Here is a 17004-nt window from a genome sequence, read left to right as displayed (position 1 = left end):
CGCTCCCACAGAAAATCTCTTGTGTTCACAAAATCAGTGTGGGAGCGAGCTTGCTCGCGATGGCGGCCAACCGGGCAATAAAAATCTGAATATTCAGCCCATGGTGCAACCGTCCCCATGGGTTTTCTGATCGGGAACCTCGCCTTATGAGTCCGTTGCACATCGCTCGACCCTCGTCACCCCAACGGCTCAAACGCCTGCCCCTGGCCCTGTTGCTGGCAGGCAGCGCCGGTTGGACCCAAGGCTATGCCGCCGACAGCAGCACCCCGGCAACACCCCCGACAAAAACCGCCACGGCCGACGGCACACAGCTTGAAACGGTGACGGTGACCACTCGCCGCCGCGAAGAAAGTTCGCAAGACGTGCCCACGCCCATGAGCGTGGTCAGCGGCCAGACCCTGGAAACCCAGCGGGTCTATCGCATCCAGGATCTGCAGCAACTGGTACCCAGCGTCAACGTCGCCTACATGCATGCGCGGCAGTCCAGTGTGTCGATCCGTGGACTGGGCAACAACCCGGCCAGCGATGGCCTGGAAGGCAGTGTCGGCCTGTACATCGACAACGTTTACCTCGGCCGTCCCGGCATGGCGGTGTTCGACCTGATGGACATCGAACAGCTCGAAGTGCTGCGCGGCCCGCAAGGCACCCTGTTCGGCAAGAACACCACGGCGGGGGTGATCAACATCAGCACCCGTGCGCCGACCTTTACCCCTGAACGCAGCATCGAAACCTCGGTGGGCGAGGACGGTTATTTCCAGACCAAGGGCACCATTTCCGGGCCGTTGAACGATGAGTTGGCCGGTCGATTTTCCGCCTACCGCACCCGCAGCGACGGCGACATCAAGAACGAATACGACGGCCATGATCTGAACGGCGGCTCGCGCGACGGTTTCCGTGGCCAGTTGCTGTACAAGCCCAACGAGTCGTTCAACCTGCGCTGGATCGGCGACTACAACGAAGAGGATTCCAGTGCCGGCACCCGCGTGTTGTTCAACACCGGGCCGACCATCAATGGCACCAACCTCTACCAGGCTCGCGCCGATGCGGCGGGTGCGACGCTGGTCGACGGCTCCCATCGCAAGGTCAACCTGAACAACGATCAGCACGTCAACGTGCATCAGGGCGGCACCTCGGTCGAAGCCAACTGGACCTTGCCGAGCGACTTCACCCTGACCTCCGTCAGCTCTTATCGCTGGTGGAATTTCACCCCGCGCAACGATGAAGGCCTGAACGTTGCGGCGGTGTACAACGCCGGTGTCTCGGTGGAAGACAAACAGTATTCCCAGGAATTCAGGCTGGCTTCGCCCACCGGTGGATTCTTCGATTATGTGCTGGGTGCGTACTACTTCGGCTCGAATCTGGACAACAAATCCTTCGCTTACTACGGCCCGCTGGCGGACATCTGGAGCGGCACGCCCAGCGGTGCACTGAACAACGTCAGCAGCGTCGGCAACGGCCATATCGAGACCAACAGCTTCGCCCTGTTCGGCCAGGGCACCTGGCACCTGACCGAGCGCCTGGACTTCACCGCTGGGGTGCGCGGCACCTACGAAGAGAAAAGCGCCTGGGTGACTCGCGATGCGCCACTCGGCGGTGCGGCGGTCACGGGCGCTGCCGCAGCGGCTCGCCGCGCGCGTGCCGGAGTTTACGATTCCGGCGATCTGAATCAGTACAGCTCCAGCCCTTCCGGCCTGCTGAACCTCAGCTATCGCCTCACCGATGACCTGCTCACTTACGCCACGCTGTCCCATGGCGAGAAGTCCGGAGGGGTCAACCTCGCGGTCGGCACTGCACCGATTGCCGGCGCGGATTCGTTGTTGATCGGCACTGAGCGGGCCAACAACGCCGAACTCGGTTTCAAGAGCACGCTGTGGGATCGCCGCCTGCAACTCAACGCCAACCTGTTCTGGACCCAGGTCAACGGCTACCAGACCAACGCCTACGACGACGTCAATCGCGTGCAGTACCTGACCAACGCCGGTTCCGTGCGCTCCCGTGGTGTCGAGTTCGAAAGCACCGTGCTGCCGGTGCGGGGCCTGACCCTGAACCTCAACGGCTCGTACAACGACGTCAGCTACCTCTCCTACAAGGACGCGCCGTGCCCGCCGGAAGTCAGCCTGGCGCCGGGTGCTCCGGCCTCTTGCGACCTGACCGGGCATCAGGTGGTCGGCGCCTCGAAATGGATCGGCAACGCCAATGGCGAATACAAATGGAACCTGAGCAACGGCTTCGAAGAGTACGTCACCGCCAGCTATGCGTTCCGCTCCAAAGCGGTCGGCACGGTGGAGGATTCGGACTTCGGGCAGATCCCCAGCTATGCCGTGGTCAACCTGTCCACCGGCCTGCGCGGTGATTTCAACCAGGGCCAGTGGGACGTCTCGCTGTGGCTGAAAAACGCCTTCGACAAGACCTACTACACAACCCTGTGGACCGCCGCCAATGGCGGTTATGAAGGCCTGCTCGGCACGCCACGGACCTTGGGCCTGACCGGTCGATACGACTTCTGAGCGGAACAAAAAATACTGCGGTGTCCCGGGGTAAACCGCTGGGGACCGCCGCCTCAGTTACCGGTGATTAATACGCAGATTTTGGCTTTGCAACCCTTGCCGGTGGTCAGTGAAACGAACCTGATAGCCGCTTCGGGTGTAGAGGTGGATACGGTGAGAGAGGCGTCTTTGAAATCCTGGGTCAGAAGGCGTTCATCTGGCAAAACGACCGCCTTCCACTGTCCTTGAAAGACATTGATCGGGTGGCGAGTCTTGTTGCTGATCTCAAGTTCAGCCGCGCCCGTTTCCTTGATTGTGGCCGCAAAAACTGAGAAGGGCGCCATTAATAGCGCCATGCACATTAATGGCCGAGGTGTGAATGTCATGGGTACTCATCCTGAGTGTGTGGGTCGGTGTGGACAGATTGCCTGTTGTTCTAAAACGGCGACAGCGCCTTGGCAATCCTGCTGTTGTAAGCGGAGGTGTGCAGTTACCTCATTCCGTTAACAGCATGCCTAGCTGGAATATTTTCAATGCCTGGTAGGCATGGGGTTGCGGGTTCCAGGCCAGACACGTTGTGGAACAAGGGCTGTAGCGCTTCAAGCATTTTGTTTATTCAAAATAGTTATATGAATAACTTTAAAAATTACTTTCGGGGATAAGCAGTCCGGCCAATGATTCTCCCAGCGAAGTGTCGCGTGGGGATGTTGATCACGACATTTCGCCAATCCGCAAAGAGACCGCAGGGAGTACAGCAATGGGTAATGTCCAGATCGCCACCGGCGCACATGAGGTGCTGTGGCGCCAGCCACCCGGTGGCGAATTGGTCGACCTCGGCCGACCGCATCGTGTGCCGTTGGGGCAACTGCGTTTGCAGCGCGTGCCCAAAAGTGCCCTGCGTCGACGCGAAGCGATTGTGCTGGGTGTGCTGGCGTTGCTGGTGCACGGCGCGGTGATCTACTGGGTCAATCAGCAGCCGACCCAGGTGTTACCGATCGTGCCGCCGGAGATTCCGCCGATGACCATCGAGTTTTCGCGCCCGGCGCCACCGGTGGTCGAGCCACCGCCGCCGCAACCTGTTCAACCCGTGGTTGAGCCGCCACCGCCGGTAGAGGACGAATTGGCGGTGAAGCCGCCGCCACCCAAGCCCGTGCCTAAACCCAAGCCGGTCGCCAAACCCGTGCCGAAACCGGCCCCCAAGGCTGTTGAGCAACCACCGGCGCCGCCACAACCGGCCGCACCCGTAGCCGCTCCCGCGCCGCCGGCACCGCCTGCGCCCGCACCGGTGACACCCGCCTCAGCCACCGCCGCGTACCTGAAAAACCCGGCGCCGGAATACCCGTCGCTGGCCCAGCGTCGCGGTTGGGAAGGCACGGTGTTGTTGCGGGTGCATGTGTTGGCAAGCGGTAAGCCGGGCGAGATTCAAGTCCAGAAAACCAGCGGTCGCGATGCTCTCGACGAGGCCGCCGTGAACGCCGTCAAGCGCTGGAGTTTCGTGCCCGCCAAGCAGGGCGACGTCGCACAGGACGGCTGGGTCAGCGTGCCCATCGATTTCAAGATTCATTAAACCGACACCAAATTCGCGCGAAACGTTTACACGAGGAATACACCATGACGTTACTGGCATCTCCACTTCAATCCATCGAAAGCGCGGTGATCTGGCTGCTGGTGGTTTTTTCCGTTGCGACCTGGGGCCTGGCATTGCTCAAGGGTGTGCAGTTCGGTCGTCTCAAGGCCCAGGATAAAAAATTTCATCAACAGTTCTGGGCCGCTTCGAGTCTCGACTCGGCGGCCGAACTGAGCGAGACCCGGCCCGGTGCGGCCGCCCGGGTGGCGCAGGCCGGTTACGCGGCGATCCAGGTCGGTGAGGCACCGCAGGCTGCGGACCTGAGCCAGGCGATCAATCATCAGGATCGACTGGAGCGTGCCTTGCGCCAGCAGATCGTGCGCGAGCGCCGTTCGCTGGAAACCGGCTTGGCAGTGCTCGCCAGTATTGGCAGTACCTCACCGTTCATTGGTTTGTTCGGCACGGTGTGGGGAATCATGGAGGCGTTGAAAGGCATCAGCGCGGCCGGTTCCGCCAGTCTGGAAACCGTGGCCGGGCCGATTGGTGCGGCACTGGTGGCCACCGGTGTGGGGATCGCCGTCGCGGTACCGGCGGTGCTGGTTTACAACTACTTTTTGCGTCGTCTGAAACTGACGGCGGCGGACCTGGATGACTTTGCCCATGACTTCTACAGCCTGGCGCAGAAGAGTTCGTTCCGCGTACTGATCCACCCGACGGCGCAAAGGACAGTAGCCCAGGGCAATGCACAGAAAGTGAAGGAGGCCTCCTGATATGGCCTTCTCCACGCAAGACACAGATGAAGTGCTGAGCGAGATCAACGTGACACCGTTGGTGGATGTGATGCTGGTGTTGCTGGTGGTGTTCATCGTCACCGCACCGCTGCTGACCAACGCGATACCGATCAACCTGCCCAAGACCGAAGCCGTGGCGCCGGTCGAGCAGAAAGATCCGCTGGTGGTGAGCATCGATGGCGCCGGCAAGCTGTTTATCAACAAGGACGAAATCCAGCCTGACTTGCTGGAGTTCAACCTCCAGGCGGCGAAGGCCAAGGACCCGGAAGTGCGTGTGCAACTGCAGGCCGATGACGGGGTGAATTATGGCGAAGTGGCACGGGCCATGGCGTCCATCGAGCGGGCAGGGATCACCAAGCTGTCGGTGATTACCGCGCGATAAAACAGATATCGATTTTCCGGGGCCGTCTCCTTGGCAGGGTGCGGCCCCTTTTTTTTGCCACGGCCTCAGCGCACACCACTGATCCCTGTGGGAGCGAGCTTGCTCCGGGCGGCGTTCCGACGATGGCGTCTTCAAACTCGACATCCATGGTGACTGATCTGCCGCTATCGCGAGCAGGCTCGCGTCTACAAGGGATATGTTTAATATTCGATATAGATCTTAATAAATAGCTTCTTATTCCTTAACGAATATAAATCTCCTCCCTATACTCGATCAGGAACAGACACGCAGCAGGAGTGTTCCCCATGCGCAACGAATCAATTCGCTACCTGATCGTGCCGGGCTGGCAAGGATCGCCAGAAGATCACTGGCAAAGCCATTGGCAGAACAGCCTGCCGAACAGCACTCGCGTCGAGCAGGCTGACTGGCTGACGCCGCGTCGTGAAGACTGGGTTGCCGCGCTGGCCGAAGCCATTGCCGCTGACAGCACGCCGGTGATCCTGATTGCGCACAGCCTGGGCTGCATCACCGTCGCCCATTGGGCCAGGACCGCCCCCGTGCAGTTCTTGCGGCAAGTACGCGGCGCGTTGCTGGTGGCGCCAGCGGATGTCGAGCGGCCGACCTGCGCACCCGCGCTGCGCAACTTCGCGCCGATTCCGATGGACCTGCTGCCGTTCCCGAGCCAGGTCGTCAGCTCCGACAACGACAGCGCCGTGAGTGCGCCGCGAGCTCTGGAGCTGGCGCGCCAGTGGGGCGCCGAGGCGGGCATTCTGGCGGGGGCAGGGCACATCAACGTGAAATCCGGTCACCAGCGTTGGGAGCAGGGTTTTGCCTATCTCTATCGCCTGCAAAATCGCATGGAACATCACGCCCTGCGCCGCGCTTGAAACCAATCTTTTTTTAAACGCCCCCGTCTCCCGGCGGTTTTGGGCGGGAGTCTGCCATGAGCTTTGAAACCTTCGGTCAGCCACTGCTGACCTTTCCCGATGCAGAAAAAAGCCCCCTGAGCATCCGCGCCAAGGCGCTGGTGTTTGTCGATCCACGTTCACGGCAATTGCGTGAAGACCTTGAGCAACTGGCCACGCGTTCGGTGTCGGTGCTGATCCGTGGCGAAACCGGCACCGGCAAGGAGCTGCTGGCGCGGCATATCCATCGCGCCAGCGATCGCGGTGGCTTGTTCGTCTCGGTCAATTGCGGTGCGATCAGACCGACCTACGCCGATGCTGAACTGTTCGGTTATGCCGCGGGGAGCTACAGCGGTTCGGCGAGCAGCCGCGCCGGCTGGTTCGGCTCGGCCAATGGCGGCACCCTGTACCTCGACGAGATTGGCGACCTGCCGCTTCCCATCCAGATCAAGTTGCTGGCGGCCCTGGAGAACCACGAAGTCACCCGTGTCGGCGCTCACCAGCCGAGCCCGGTGGATGTGCGCCTGGTGGCCGCGACCAGCATTGATCTGGCCCAGGCGGTGGCGGCCGGAAAGTTTCACGAGCGGCTGTATCACTACCTCAGCGAAGGTCAACTGGAGTTGCCGGCATTGCGCGAGCGCACCGGCGACATTCTTTCGTTGGCCGAATACTTCCTCGGCATCTACAGCCAGCGCCTCGATTTGCCGGTGCCCTTGATCAGCGAGGCGGCGCAACAGGTGCTGGAGCGCCACAGCTGGCCAGGCAACACCCGTGAACTGGAAAACATCATTCACTTTGCCCTGCTGGTGAGCACGGGCGAGGAGATTTTACCCGAGCATCTGAACCTGCCAGCCTCTTCGATTTCATTCTCGGAAATCGAGCAACACATTGTTTTAACGAGCAAAAATGCCACTGCGGCGGAGAAAACCGCACTCAAGCAATGGCTGGAACGCCTGAGCCAGACGCTTTGAGACGCAACATGAACAAAATGGAATATGAAGCTGAATAAACGTTATTGTTCGGGAATAAAAAATCCCGGTATTGTCCGCTTCACGCCAGCGATATCACTTCACTGGCACTCTCATATACAAGCCGTCGCCACAAGCGACTGTGATTTTCGATAAGGACACTGCATGAAAAAGGTTCTGTTGTTCACCGCATTGGCGGCTGCCCTGACTGCGGGCCTGGCCCAGGCTGGCGAGAAACTGGTTGTGGCGGCGACCCCGATTCCACACGCCGAGATTCTCGAGCTGATCAAGCCGACCCTGGCCAAAGAAGGCGTGGACCTGGAAATCAAGGTGTTCACCGACTACGTACAACCGAACGTACAGGTTGATCAGAAGCGTCTGGATGCCAACTACTTCCAGACCCTGCCGTACCTGAAAAGCTTCAACGAAGGCAAAGGCACCCACCTGGAAACCGTGATCGGTGTTCACGTGGAGCCTTTCGGTGGCTACTCGAAGAAAGTCAAAACCCTGGCTGAGTTGAAGGACGGCGCGACCATCGCCATCCCGAACGAAGGCAGCAACAGCGGCCGTGCCCTGATCCTGCTGCAGAAGGCCGGCCTGATCGAGCTGAAAGACCCGAAAAATGCCCTGGCCACGCCAAAAGACATCGCCAAGAACCCGCACAACTTCAAGTTCAAGGAACTCGAATCGGCCATGCTGCCGCGTGTGCTGGATCAGGTCGACCTGGACATGATCAACACCAACTACGCGCTGGAAGCAGGCCTGAACCCGGCTAAAGACGCCCTGGTGATCGAAGGTGCCGATTCGCCTTACGTGAACTTCTTGGTGGCCCGTCCGGACAACAAGGACAGCGACGCCATCCAGAAGCTGGCCAAAGCCCTGACCAGCCCTGAAGTAAAAGCGTTCATCGAGAAGAAGTACAACGGCGCGGTACTGCCAGCGTTCTGATTCGCGAGTAAAACCCCTTTAAGGTTTCAAACGCCGACGGCTAGCGATAGCGTCGGCGTTTTTTTTGGCTCGCCTTCAAAGCCCTGCGCATCGCCTTTCAAAGCACGGCGCAACGCCACCAATAACTTGAGAATGTCCTGCGGATCCAGCCGCTGCGGTGTTTTTGCGTGTGTCATGTTCTCGTCCTTGTGAGATTGGCCGGGGAGTCTGGCCAAAAGCGGTCCGTCCTTGGAGGGCTATCCGGAAAAAAAGATCCTTCCTACGGCGTAAGGGAAAATAGCTGTCCTCCATCGTCCCGGCAAACCCGCATAACTGTTTTCTGCTCGTCAACTAGCAGTTCTGATAGGTGCTTACTCGTTCGAGCGGGTGCAAGCTGAGTTCATCATCCGGGGAGTTGCCGATGAGAACGATTAATCAGCTGCTGCAACGTTATCGCTATGACGCATTGGACGTGCTTATCCAGGTTGAACCAGTAGGGCAGGTGACACAGACCCGGTTCTATCGTGGTGAACACCTGGTGACGCAACTGAACGGTCAGAACAGCCAGAGTGTGTTCCAGCACCATAAACAGCTGTTGGCACTGCACACCCATGAAGACAACCAAAGCCGCAGCCAGTTGCTAGCCACGGATCAGCAGCGCTCGGTATTACAGGCCGGACCGGTGCAGCAACGCTACGCGCCTTACGGGCATCGACTGGCCAGCAGTGGCCTGGACAGTCTGCTGGGGTTTACCGGTGAAGTGCCTGACCGGATGACCGGTCACTACTTGCTCGGTAATGGGCACCGGGCGTTCAACCCGGTGCTGATGCGCTTCAACAGTCCGGACAGCCTGAGCCCGTTTGGGCGGGGTGGGCTGAATTCGTATGCGTATTGCCTGGGCGATCCGGTCAATTTCACTGATCCGACGGGGCAATTCACCGAGGTGCTCGGCCTGTTCAGAAGCGTCGGGGGACTGTTCATGACAAAACTGGGAATGTCCCGAGTCATTCCCTCCTATAACGTGGCAAAGGACGCCTTGAAATTGGGGGCTTTGACAAAGTTGTCACCCAGACAAGCCTTCACGGCATTCAGTACAGTCGCGGCGGCTAAATTGGGACTGGCCGCAGGTGTTTTCGGGACGGCGGCCCTCGTCACTTCAAGCGTCAAAGAAGGTGAGGCGGCCGAAGTATTGACGGCTGTCGCGGGAGGGTTGCTAGGGTTGGCGATGCTTTCGAGAGCAGGCACTTACTTCGCTGCAAAAAATTCCGGTGCTGAAGCGGGTTTGATCAATTTTGTGAAGAACAAGGGGCAGGTAATCCCGCCGACACCACCCTCCTCACGTCGTAGCTTGTCGATACAGATGTCATATTTCGAGCCCTCTGCCCCGCCACAAACTCCGGGTACACCTAGACCCTCGGCTCCTCCACTTTCTGCGGGGGCGACGGATGCCGGATTCTTCAATTTTCCACCCCAGACAAATCGCACAGCCCAATTTCTGAACACACAACTCGACAGGCAACTCCAAATCTTCCGAGATGCCAAAAAAATTCGCCGTCATTCTTTATAGCGAGCACGTTGCCGCGCATTAATCCGGCCAATACCAAGCCGGCTCATCCAGCACCCGCTGCCCGACAATCCCGGTCTGCCCCAGCTCCTTTTCCAGCACGATGCAGCTGCACTCCGGATCTTCCTGCAACGCTGAAATCAACCGTCGGGCGTGGGACACCACCCACACCTGGCACTGTTGCGACGCGCGAATGATCAGCCGCGCCAGTGCCGGCAGCAGGTCCGGGTGCAGGCTGGTTTCCGGTTCGTTCAGTACCATCAGCGTCGGAGGGCGCGGTGTCAGCAAGGCCGCGACTAGCAACAGGTAACGCAGCGTACCGTCGGACAACTCCGCCGCCGAGAGCGGCCGCAACAAGCCCTCCTGATGGACCTCGATGGCAAACCGCCCGCCCGGCAGCGATTCGATGGCCAGCCGCGCACCGGGAAAGGCATCGCTGATCGCGGCCCGCAGGGCGTCGGGCTCGCCGATCTCGATGATGGTCTGCAAGGCAGCCGCGAGGTCGCGCCCGTCGTGGTGCAGTACCGGCGTGCGCGTGCCCAACTGCGGTTGGCGCACTGGTGCGTCGGCGTCGCTGCGGAAGTGATCGTAGAAGCGCCAGCGGCGGATGAACTCGCGCATCTCCAGCACTTCCGGCGAGCCCCGCAAACTGCCGACCTGGTCGAACAGGCTGTCGAAATTCGGCGTGTGTTGTGCCAGTACGTCCCACTTGCGATTGTTGCGGGCGCGGATCATCGGACCTTCGCGATCCACCAGCAGGCTCGCCGGGCGATAGAACGGCCCGGCCCACAGGCATTCGCGCTTGATCTGCGGGTCAAGGCTGAAACGTGAGGAGATAGGTGAACTGTGCTCCGGCAGCATGAAATGGCCGTTGGAATCCGGCAGGCCGAGGCTGATCGAATAACCGAAATCCTCGCCGGCAAACCCCAGGCGCAGGCGCTTGACGCCTTTGCGAACCGTGGCTTCGATCGGTACCTCGCCGTTGCGCATGCGCCGGGTGATGGTTTCCGGCCCGGCCCAAAAGGTCGAATCCAACCCGCCTTCGCGGGCCAGGGCGTTGACTACACCGCCCTGTGCGGTTTCCGCGAGCAGGCGCAACGCCCGATACAGGTTGGATTTGCCGCTGCCATTGGGACCGGTGATCAGGTTCAGTCGCCCGAGCGGGATCACCAGTTTGTTGATCGAGCGGTAGTTGGCGACGGCGAGCGTCTTGAGCATGAGGAGTCCTTTCACCGGATCGGCGGAGGGCACATTGTCGGGTACTCCAGGCCAATCAGAACAGGCATTTTCCGTCAGAGATCTTTGTAAGTTTTTTCTTCATAAGTCGGCCAGCAAGCTGACAACTCTGATCTAAGCTCTCTGTCGTGTTGTCTATGAAAAGGCCAAGGAGTTTGCATGGCGGTTCCCGGATTGAAAGTAGCAATGGCCTTGAGTGTCGCCCTGTTGTTGAGCGCTTGTGACGAGAAAAAACCGGTCCCCGAGTTTCTGCCACGGGTGTTCGTGCAAGTGGTCAAACAGGAGGATTTCGCGGCCTCGGTCACCCTCACCGGTGATATCCAGGCGCGGGTACAGACCGAGTTGTCGTTCCGCGTGGGTGGCAAGATCATCCAGCGCACGGTCGACGTCGGCGATCACGTGACCGCCAAACAAGTGCTGGCGCGCCTCGATCCCAAGGATCTGCAGGCCAATGTCGATACGGCCGAAGCCCAGGTGGCGGCTCAGCAAGCCCTGGTCAAACAGAACACCGCCTCTTTTGCCCGTCAGCAAAAACTCTTGCCCAAGGGCTACACCAGCCAGAGCGAATTCGATTCGGCCCAGGCCACCTTGCGCAGCAGCCAGAGCGCGCTGGCCGCTGCCCAGGCGCAACTGGCCAATGCCAAGGACCAGTTGAGCTACACCGCGCTGATTGCCGATGCGCCGGGGATCATTACCGAGCGCCAGGCCGAAGTCGGCCAGGTGGTGCAGGCCACCATGCCAGTATTCACGCTGGCCCGGGATGGCGACCGCGATGCGGTGTTCAACGTCTATGAGTCACTGCTGGCGGAGAAACCCAGAGACCAGACCATCACCCTCAGCCTGCTCGACAACCCCGACATCAAGACCACCGGCACCGTGCGCGAAGTCACCCCCGCCGTGTCGGCGCAGTCAGGCACCGTGCAGGTCAAGGTCGCTCTCAACAGCGTGCCCGACGGCATGCAACTCGGTTCGGTGGTGAGTGCCACGGCCAAAGGCTCGGGCAAGTCGGTCATCGAGTTGCCGTGGTCGGCCCTGACCAAAAACATCAGTGAGCCTGCTGTCTGGATCGTCGACGACAAAGGCCAGGCGCAGCTGCACACCGTCACTGTCGGCCGCTACCTGACCGGCAGGGTCATCATCAATGGCGGGTTGAAGGGCGGGGAAAAAGTCATAGTCGCTGGCGGGCAGCTGTTACACCCGGGCATGGAAGTCGAGATTGCCGAAAACACTTACAAGGATCTGACCTGGGGAGCCAAGCCATGAAGCCGATTTGGGCGTTGTCCATCGGGCTGGTGCTCAGCGCCTGTTCCAAGAACGAGCCGCCGCCTGCGCCGGTGCGGCCAGTGCTGTCGATCAAGGTCGAGGCCCTGAGCGAGGAAGGCCTTGGCCGTTTTGCCGGGAACATTCAGGCCCGTTATGAAAGCAATACCGGCTTCCGTGTCGGCGGACGCATCGCCAGTCGTAACGTCGATGTCGGCACCGAGGTGGAGCCGGGCACGCTGCTGGCGACCCTCGATCCAACCGATCAACAGAACCAGTTGCGTTCGGCGCAGGGTGATCTGGCGAAGATCCAGGCGCAACTGATCAATGCCAAGGCCAGCGCCCTGCGTCAGCAGGCGTTGTTTGATCGCGGGGTTGGCGCGCAGGCGCACTTGGATGCGGCCCAGACCGATCTGAAAACCACACAAGCCTCGCTCGATCAGGCGCGGGCGGCCGTCGATCAGGCCCGGGACCAACTCGCCTATACCGAGTTGCGCAACGACCATAAAGCCGTGGTGACCGCCTGGAACGCCGAGGCCGGGCAAGTGGTGCAGGCCGGTCAGCAAGTGGTGACCCTGGCGCAGCCGGACATCAAGGAAGCGGTGATCGACCTGCCCAATACCTTGGTGGATCAGTTGCCCAAGGACGTGGTGTTCCAGGTTGCCGCGCAACTTGATCCGAAAACCAATACCACCGCGACCATTCGCGAAATCGAACCCCAGGCACAAAGCGCCACGCGCACCCGCCGCGCCCGCCTGACCCTGGCCGAATCCCCGCCAGGTTTTCGCCTGGGTACGGCGATCAGCGTCACCTTGAGTTCGGCGATCAAGCCAAAGATCGAACTGCCGCTGACCGCGTTGCAGGAGGTCGACGGCAAAACCCGCATCTGGGTGATCGATCCGCAGAACAAGACCGTTGCGCCACGGGACGTCGAGGTTCTCAGCCGGACCGACAGCACCGTGGTCCTGGCCGATGGCGTGAAGAATGGTGAGCGCGTGGTCAGTGCCGGCGTCAACAGCCTCAAACCGGGGCAGACAGTGAAATTCGACGAGGACAGTCAATGAAAGGGCCTTTCAATCTTTCCGAATGGGCCCTCAAGCATCAGTCGTTCATCTGGTATCTGATGTTCGTCGCGTTGCTGATGGGTGTGTTCTCGTACTTCAACCTGGGGCGCGAAGAAGACCCTTCGTTCACCATCAAGACCATGGTGATCCAGAGCAAGTGGCCGGGGGCGACCCAGGAGGAAACCCTCAAGCAGATCACCGACCGCATCGAGAAAAAACTCGAAGAGCTCGACTCCCTCGACTACGTGAAAAGCTACACACGCCCCGGCGAATCGACGGTGTACGTGTACCTGCGTGACACCACCAGTGCCAAGGACATCCCGGAAATCTGGTACCAGGTGCGCAAGAAGATCAACGACATTCGCGGCCAGTTCCCCCAGGGCATGCAAGGCCCGGGGTTCAACGACGAATTCGGTGATGTGTTCGGTTCGATCTACGCCTTCACCGCCGACGGCCTGACCATGCGTCAGTTGCGCGACTACGTGGAACAGGCCCGCGCCGAGATTCGCGGCGTGCCGGGGCTGGGCAAGATCGAGATGGTCGGCCAGCAGGATGAAGTGATCTACCTGAACTTCTCCACGCGCAAACTCGCCGCCCTGGGCATCGATGAACGTCAGGTCCTGCAGAGCCTGCAGTCGCAGAACGCCGTGACCCCGGCGGGGGTGATCGAGGCCGGACCCGAGCGGATCTCCGTGCGTACTTCGGGGCAGTTCGCCTCGGAAAAAGACTTGGCCGAGGTCAACCTCAAGCTCAACGATCGCTTCTATCGTCTGGCCGACATCGCTGACATCAGTCGTGGCTACGTCGATCCGTCAGCGCCTGAGTTCCGCTTCAACGGCAAGACGGCCATCGGCCTGGCCATTGCCATGCAGAAGGGCGGTAACGTCCAGGCGTTCGGCAAGGCCCTGCACGCGCGCATGGAGCAACTGACCGCCGACCTGCCGGTTGGTGTCGGCATACACAACGTGTCCGATCAGGCCGTGGTAGTCGAAGAGGCAGTCGGCGGCTTCACCAGTGCCCTGTTCGAAGCCGTGGTGATCGTGCTGGTGGTCAGCTTCATCAGCCTCGGCGTGCGCGCCGGTCTGGTGGTGGCGTGCTCGATTCCGCTGGTGCTGGCGATGGTGTTTGTGTTCATGGAATACAGCGGCATCACCATGCAGCGGATTTCCCTCGGCGCACTGATCATCGCCCTCGGCCTGTTGGTGGACGACGCGATGATCACCGTGGAAATGATGGTCACGCGGCTGGAGCTAGGTGAGACCAAGGAGCAGGCGGCGACCTTTGCCTATACCTCCACGGCGTTCCCGATGCTCACCGGTACGCTGGTGACGGTGGCCGGTTTCGTGCCGATTGGCCTGAACGCCAGTTCCGCCGGCGAGTACACCTACACGCTGTTTGCGGTGATCGCCTGCGCCATGCTGGTGTCGTGGGTGGTGGCGGTGTTGTTTGCGCCGGTGATCGGTGTGCACATCCTCAGCACCAATGTGAAACCCCATGAAGGAGAACCCGGTCGTATCGGTCGCGCTTTCAACAGTGGTTTGCTCTGGTGCATGCGCAATCGCTGGTGGGCCATTGGCATCACCGTGCTGTGTTTTGTCCTGGCGCTGTTTTGCATGCGTTTTGTGCAGAACCAGTTCTTCCCGTCGTCGGACCGCCCGGAAATCCTCGTCGACCTGAACCTGCCGCAAAACGCCTCGATCGCCGAAACCCGCCGTGCGGTCGATAAGCTGGAAGCCACGCTCAAGGACGACCCGGACATCGTGCGCTGGAGCACCTACATCGGTCAGGGTGCGATCCGTTTCTACCTGCCACTGGACCAGCAACTGCAGAACCCGTTCTACGCACAGTTGGTGATCGTCAGCAAAGGCCACAGCCGTGAAGCCATGATGCACAAGCTGCGTGAGCGCCTGCGCAACGATTTCGTCGGCATCGGCAGTTACGTTCAGGCACTGGAAATGGGCCCGCCGGTGGGGCGTCCGATCCAGTACCGGGTCAGCGGCAAGGACATCGACCAGGTCCGCCGGCATGCCATTGACCTGGCCACCGAACTGGACAAGAACTCGCACATCGGCGAGATCATCTACGACTGGAACGAACCGGGCAAAGTCCTGCGCATCGATATTGCCCAGGACAAGGCGCGGCAACTCGGCCTGTCGTCCCAGGATGTCTCCGAGTTGTTGAACGGCATTGTCAGTGGTGCACAAGTGACCCAGGTCGATGACGACATCTACCTGATCAACGTCGTGGGGCGTGCGGTGGATGCCGAACGCGGCACGCCAGACACCCTGCAAAACCTGCAGATCGTCTCGCCGAACGGCACCTCGATTCCGCTGTTGGCGTTCGCCACGGTGCGCTACGAACTGGAGCAGCCGCTGGTGTGGCGTAGGGATCGTCTGCCGACCATCACCATCAAGGCGGCGATTCGCGACGACATCCAGCCGACTGACCTGGTGAAAGTCCTCAAGCCATCGATTGATGCCTTCGCCGCCAAACTGCCGGTGGGCTACAAGGTCGCCACCGGCGGTACGGTGGAGGAAAGCGGCAAGGCCCAGGGGCCGATTGCCAAGGTCGTGCCGCTGATGCTGTTCCTGATGGCGACCTTCCTGATGATCCAGTTGCACAGCGTGCAGAAGCTGTTCCTGGTGGCCAGCGTCGCGCCACTGGGGCTGATCGGCGTGGTGCTGGCGCTGGTGCCGACGGGCACGCCGATGGGCTTCGTGGCGATCCTCGGGATTCTCGCGCTGATCGGCATCATCATCCGCAACTCGGTGATCCTGGTGACCCAGATCGACGAGTACGAGCGCAACGGCTACGCGCCATGGGACGCGGTGGTGCAGGCCACCGAGCATCGCCGTCGGCCTATCCTGCTGACGGCGGCCGCGGCGAGCCTGGGGATGATCCCGATTGCCCGGGAAGTGTTCTGGGGGCCGATGGCCTACGCGATGATCGGCGGGATAGTGGTCGCGACCTTGCTCACGCTGCTGTTCCTGCCGGCGCTCTATGTGGCCTGGTACAAGATTCGCGAACCGAAGAAAGAGGTGCAGTAAAAGCGAGCAAGCCCGCTCCCACAGGGAACCGAGTACGCCTGAACAACTCGGTCAACTGTGGGAGCGAGCTTGCTCGCGAAGGCGTCAGAAATGCCGCTGCAAATCTTCAGGCTTTGCGCCAGACACTCGCCAACCAGGGCTGCTGCTCCCGCGGCAGCCCCGCCGGCCGGTAGTAATGCTCCAGTTCGACAAACCCCGCCTCGGTCAGCAATTGCTGCCACGCCGCCAGGTCGTGATACGAGCCGTAACGCGGTCCGTTCCAGCCTTCCTGATTGTCCCCGCGAGGATTGGAGCTGAACAACACTCCACCGGGTTTAAGCGCCCCGTGCAGTTGCTGCAACACCCTTGGTAATTCCTGACGTGGCACATGAAACAACACCGCATTGGCGAAAATCCCGTCAAAGCGTTCCGCCGGCAGATCGAGCTTGAGGAAATCCTGATGCCAGACCTCGCAGCCGCTGTCCTCACGCGCCATCTGCGCGAATTTTTCCGAACCGTCGAGGCCGACCGCTCGGTGGCCCATGCGGGTGAAGGTCTGCAAGTCCCGGCCTGGCCCGCAGCCGAAATCGAGAATGTCGAACGGCGCCTGGCCCTGAATATGCCGCAACAGTGCGTCGATGTTTTGGCTGACATCGTGATCGCGGGTGCCTTCACGGAAGCTCTCGGCCACCGAGTTGTAATGGGCCAGGGTGGTGGCGGTGATCTGTTGCAGATCGTCTGGGGTTTGTTTCATGGTCGGCTGCGAGGGCAATTGATGTCTGGCGAATATACGCCATCAAGTCGGGGGCTGCTGCGCAGCCCATCGCG

At 60.6% G+C, this 17004-nt stretch carries 15 protein-coding genes; 11 read left to right on the top strand and 4 right to left on the bottom strand.

Annotated features, from left to right (window positions below; all coding sequences use genetic code 11):
* The first annotated feature begins 146 nt into the window (after positions 1 to 146).
* On the top strand, positions 147 to 2507 hold the full coding sequence (locus EIY72_RS03170) for a TonB-dependent receptor (protein WP_093227829.1): 2361 nt from the start codon (positions 147 to 149) through the stop codon (positions 2505 to 2507).
* Positions 2508 to 2560: 53 nt separating this feature from the next.
* On the opposite strand, the gene EIY72_RS03165 is transcribed toward EIY72_RS03170, so the two are convergent.
* Entirely contained in the window at positions 2561 to 2872 is a 312-nt protein-coding gene (locus tag EIY72_RS03165) for a hypothetical protein (protein WP_093227826.1), read from the bottom strand.
* Between the two features lie 371 nt (positions 2873 to 3243).
* On the opposite strand from EIY72_RS03165, the gene EIY72_RS03160 reads away from it, so the two are divergent.
* From EIY72_RS03160 to EIY72_RS03135, 6 genes are all read left to right on the top strand, one after another.
* Positions 3244 to 4053, top strand: a complete 810-nt coding sequence (locus EIY72_RS03160; RefSeq protein WP_093227823.1) for an energy transducer TonB — start codon at positions 3244 to 3246, stop codon at positions 4051 to 4053.
* Between the two features lie 44 nt (positions 4054 to 4097).
* Positions 4098 to 4823, top strand: coding sequence for a MotA/TolQ/ExbB proton channel family protein (locus EIY72_RS03155; protein WP_093227821.1), 726 nt, complete (start codon positions 4098 to 4100; stop codon positions 4821 to 4823).
* Between the two features lies 1 nt (position 4824).
* Entirely contained in the window at positions 4825 to 5226 is a 402-nt protein-coding gene (locus EIY72_RS03150) for an ExbD/TolR family protein (RefSeq protein ID WP_093227819.1), read from the top strand.
* A 305-nt stretch (positions 5227 to 5531) separates the two neighbouring features.
* On the top strand, positions 5532 to 6113 hold the full coding sequence (locus EIY72_RS03145; RefSeq protein WP_093227816.1) for an alpha/beta hydrolase: 582 nt from the start codon (positions 5532 to 5534) through the stop codon (positions 6111 to 6113).
* A gap of 56 nt (positions 6114 to 6169) precedes the next feature.
* The gene (locus EIY72_RS03140; protein ID WP_093227814.1) at positions 6170 to 7102 is read left to right on the top strand and encodes a sigma 54-interacting transcriptional regulator; all 933 of its coding nucleotides are present in this window, start codon (positions 6170 to 6172) and stop codon (positions 7100 to 7102) included.
* A 162-nt stretch (positions 7103 to 7264) separates the two neighbouring features.
* Positions 7265 to 8047: a MetQ/NlpA family ABC transporter substrate-binding protein gene (locus EIY72_RS03135; RefSeq protein ID WP_093227812.1), complete on the top strand. Its 783-nt coding sequence runs from the start codon at positions 7265 to 7267 to the stop codon at positions 8045 to 8047.
* 26 nt (positions 8048 to 8073) lie between these two features.
* Here EIY72_RS03135 and EIY72_RS29835 read toward each other — a convergent pair whose 3' ends face one another.
* The gene (locus EIY72_RS29835; protein ID WP_165939580.1) at positions 8074 to 8223 is read right to left on the bottom strand and encodes a hypothetical protein; all 150 of its coding nucleotides are present in this window, start codon (positions 8221 to 8223) and stop codon (positions 8074 to 8076) included.
* Positions 8224 to 8447: 224 nt separating this feature from the next.
* On the opposite strand from EIY72_RS29835, the gene EIY72_RS03130 reads away from it, so the two are divergent.
* Positions 8448 to 9593: an RHS repeat-associated core domain-containing protein gene (locus EIY72_RS03130; RefSeq protein WP_093227808.1), complete on the top strand. Its 1146-nt coding sequence runs from the start codon at positions 8448 to 8450 to the stop codon at positions 9591 to 9593.
* 18 nt (positions 9594 to 9611) lie between these two features.
* Here EIY72_RS03130 and EIY72_RS03125 read toward each other — a convergent pair whose 3' ends face one another.
* Entirely contained in the window at positions 9612 to 10808 is a 1197-nt protein-coding gene (locus EIY72_RS03125) for an AAA family ATPase (RefSeq protein ID WP_093227806.1), read from the bottom strand.
* Between the two features lie 177 nt (positions 10809 to 10985).
* Here EIY72_RS03125 and EIY72_RS03120 point away from each other — a divergent pair, with 177 nt between their 5' ends.
* The 3 genes from EIY72_RS03120 to EIY72_RS03110 are packed head-to-tail and all read left to right on the top strand — an operon-like array spanning position 10986 to position 16197.
* The gene (locus EIY72_RS03120; RefSeq protein WP_093227804.1) at positions 10986 to 12089 is read left to right on the top strand and encodes an efflux RND transporter periplasmic adaptor subunit; all 1104 of its coding nucleotides are present in this window, start codon (positions 10986 to 10988) and stop codon (positions 12087 to 12089) included.
* Entirely contained in the window at positions 12086 to 13150 is a 1065-nt protein-coding gene (locus tag EIY72_RS03115; RefSeq protein WP_093227802.1) for an efflux RND transporter periplasmic adaptor subunit, read from the top strand. The genes EIY72_RS03120 and EIY72_RS03115 overlap by 4 nt, the downstream gene beginning before the upstream one ends.
* Positions 13147 to 16197 carry an efflux RND transporter permease subunit gene (locus EIY72_RS03110; RefSeq protein ID WP_093227800.1) on the top strand — a complete coding sequence of 1017 codons (3051 nt, stop codon included), beginning with the start codon at positions 13147 to 13149 and terminating at the stop codon, positions 16195 to 16197. The genes EIY72_RS03115 and EIY72_RS03110 overlap by 4 nt, the downstream gene beginning before the upstream one ends.
* Before the next feature lie 106 nt (positions 16198 to 16303).
* On the opposite strand, the gene EIY72_RS03105 is transcribed toward EIY72_RS03110, so the two are convergent.
* The gene (locus EIY72_RS03105) at positions 16304 to 16930 is read right to left on the bottom strand and encodes a class I SAM-dependent methyltransferase (RefSeq protein ID WP_093227797.1); all 627 of its coding nucleotides are present in this window, start codon (positions 16928 to 16930) and stop codon (positions 16304 to 16306) included.
* Positions 16931 to 17004 lie beyond the last annotated feature (74 nt).

This window comes from Pseudomonas vancouverensis (assembly GCF_004348895.1).
GTDB classification, from domain to species: domain Bacteria; phylum Pseudomonadota; class Gammaproteobacteria; order Pseudomonadales; family Pseudomonadaceae; genus Aquipseudomonas; species Aquipseudomonas vancouverensis.
The sequence above is the reverse complement of the archived record's forward strand: the minus strand, read 5'-3'. Positions and strand labels throughout refer to the sequence as shown.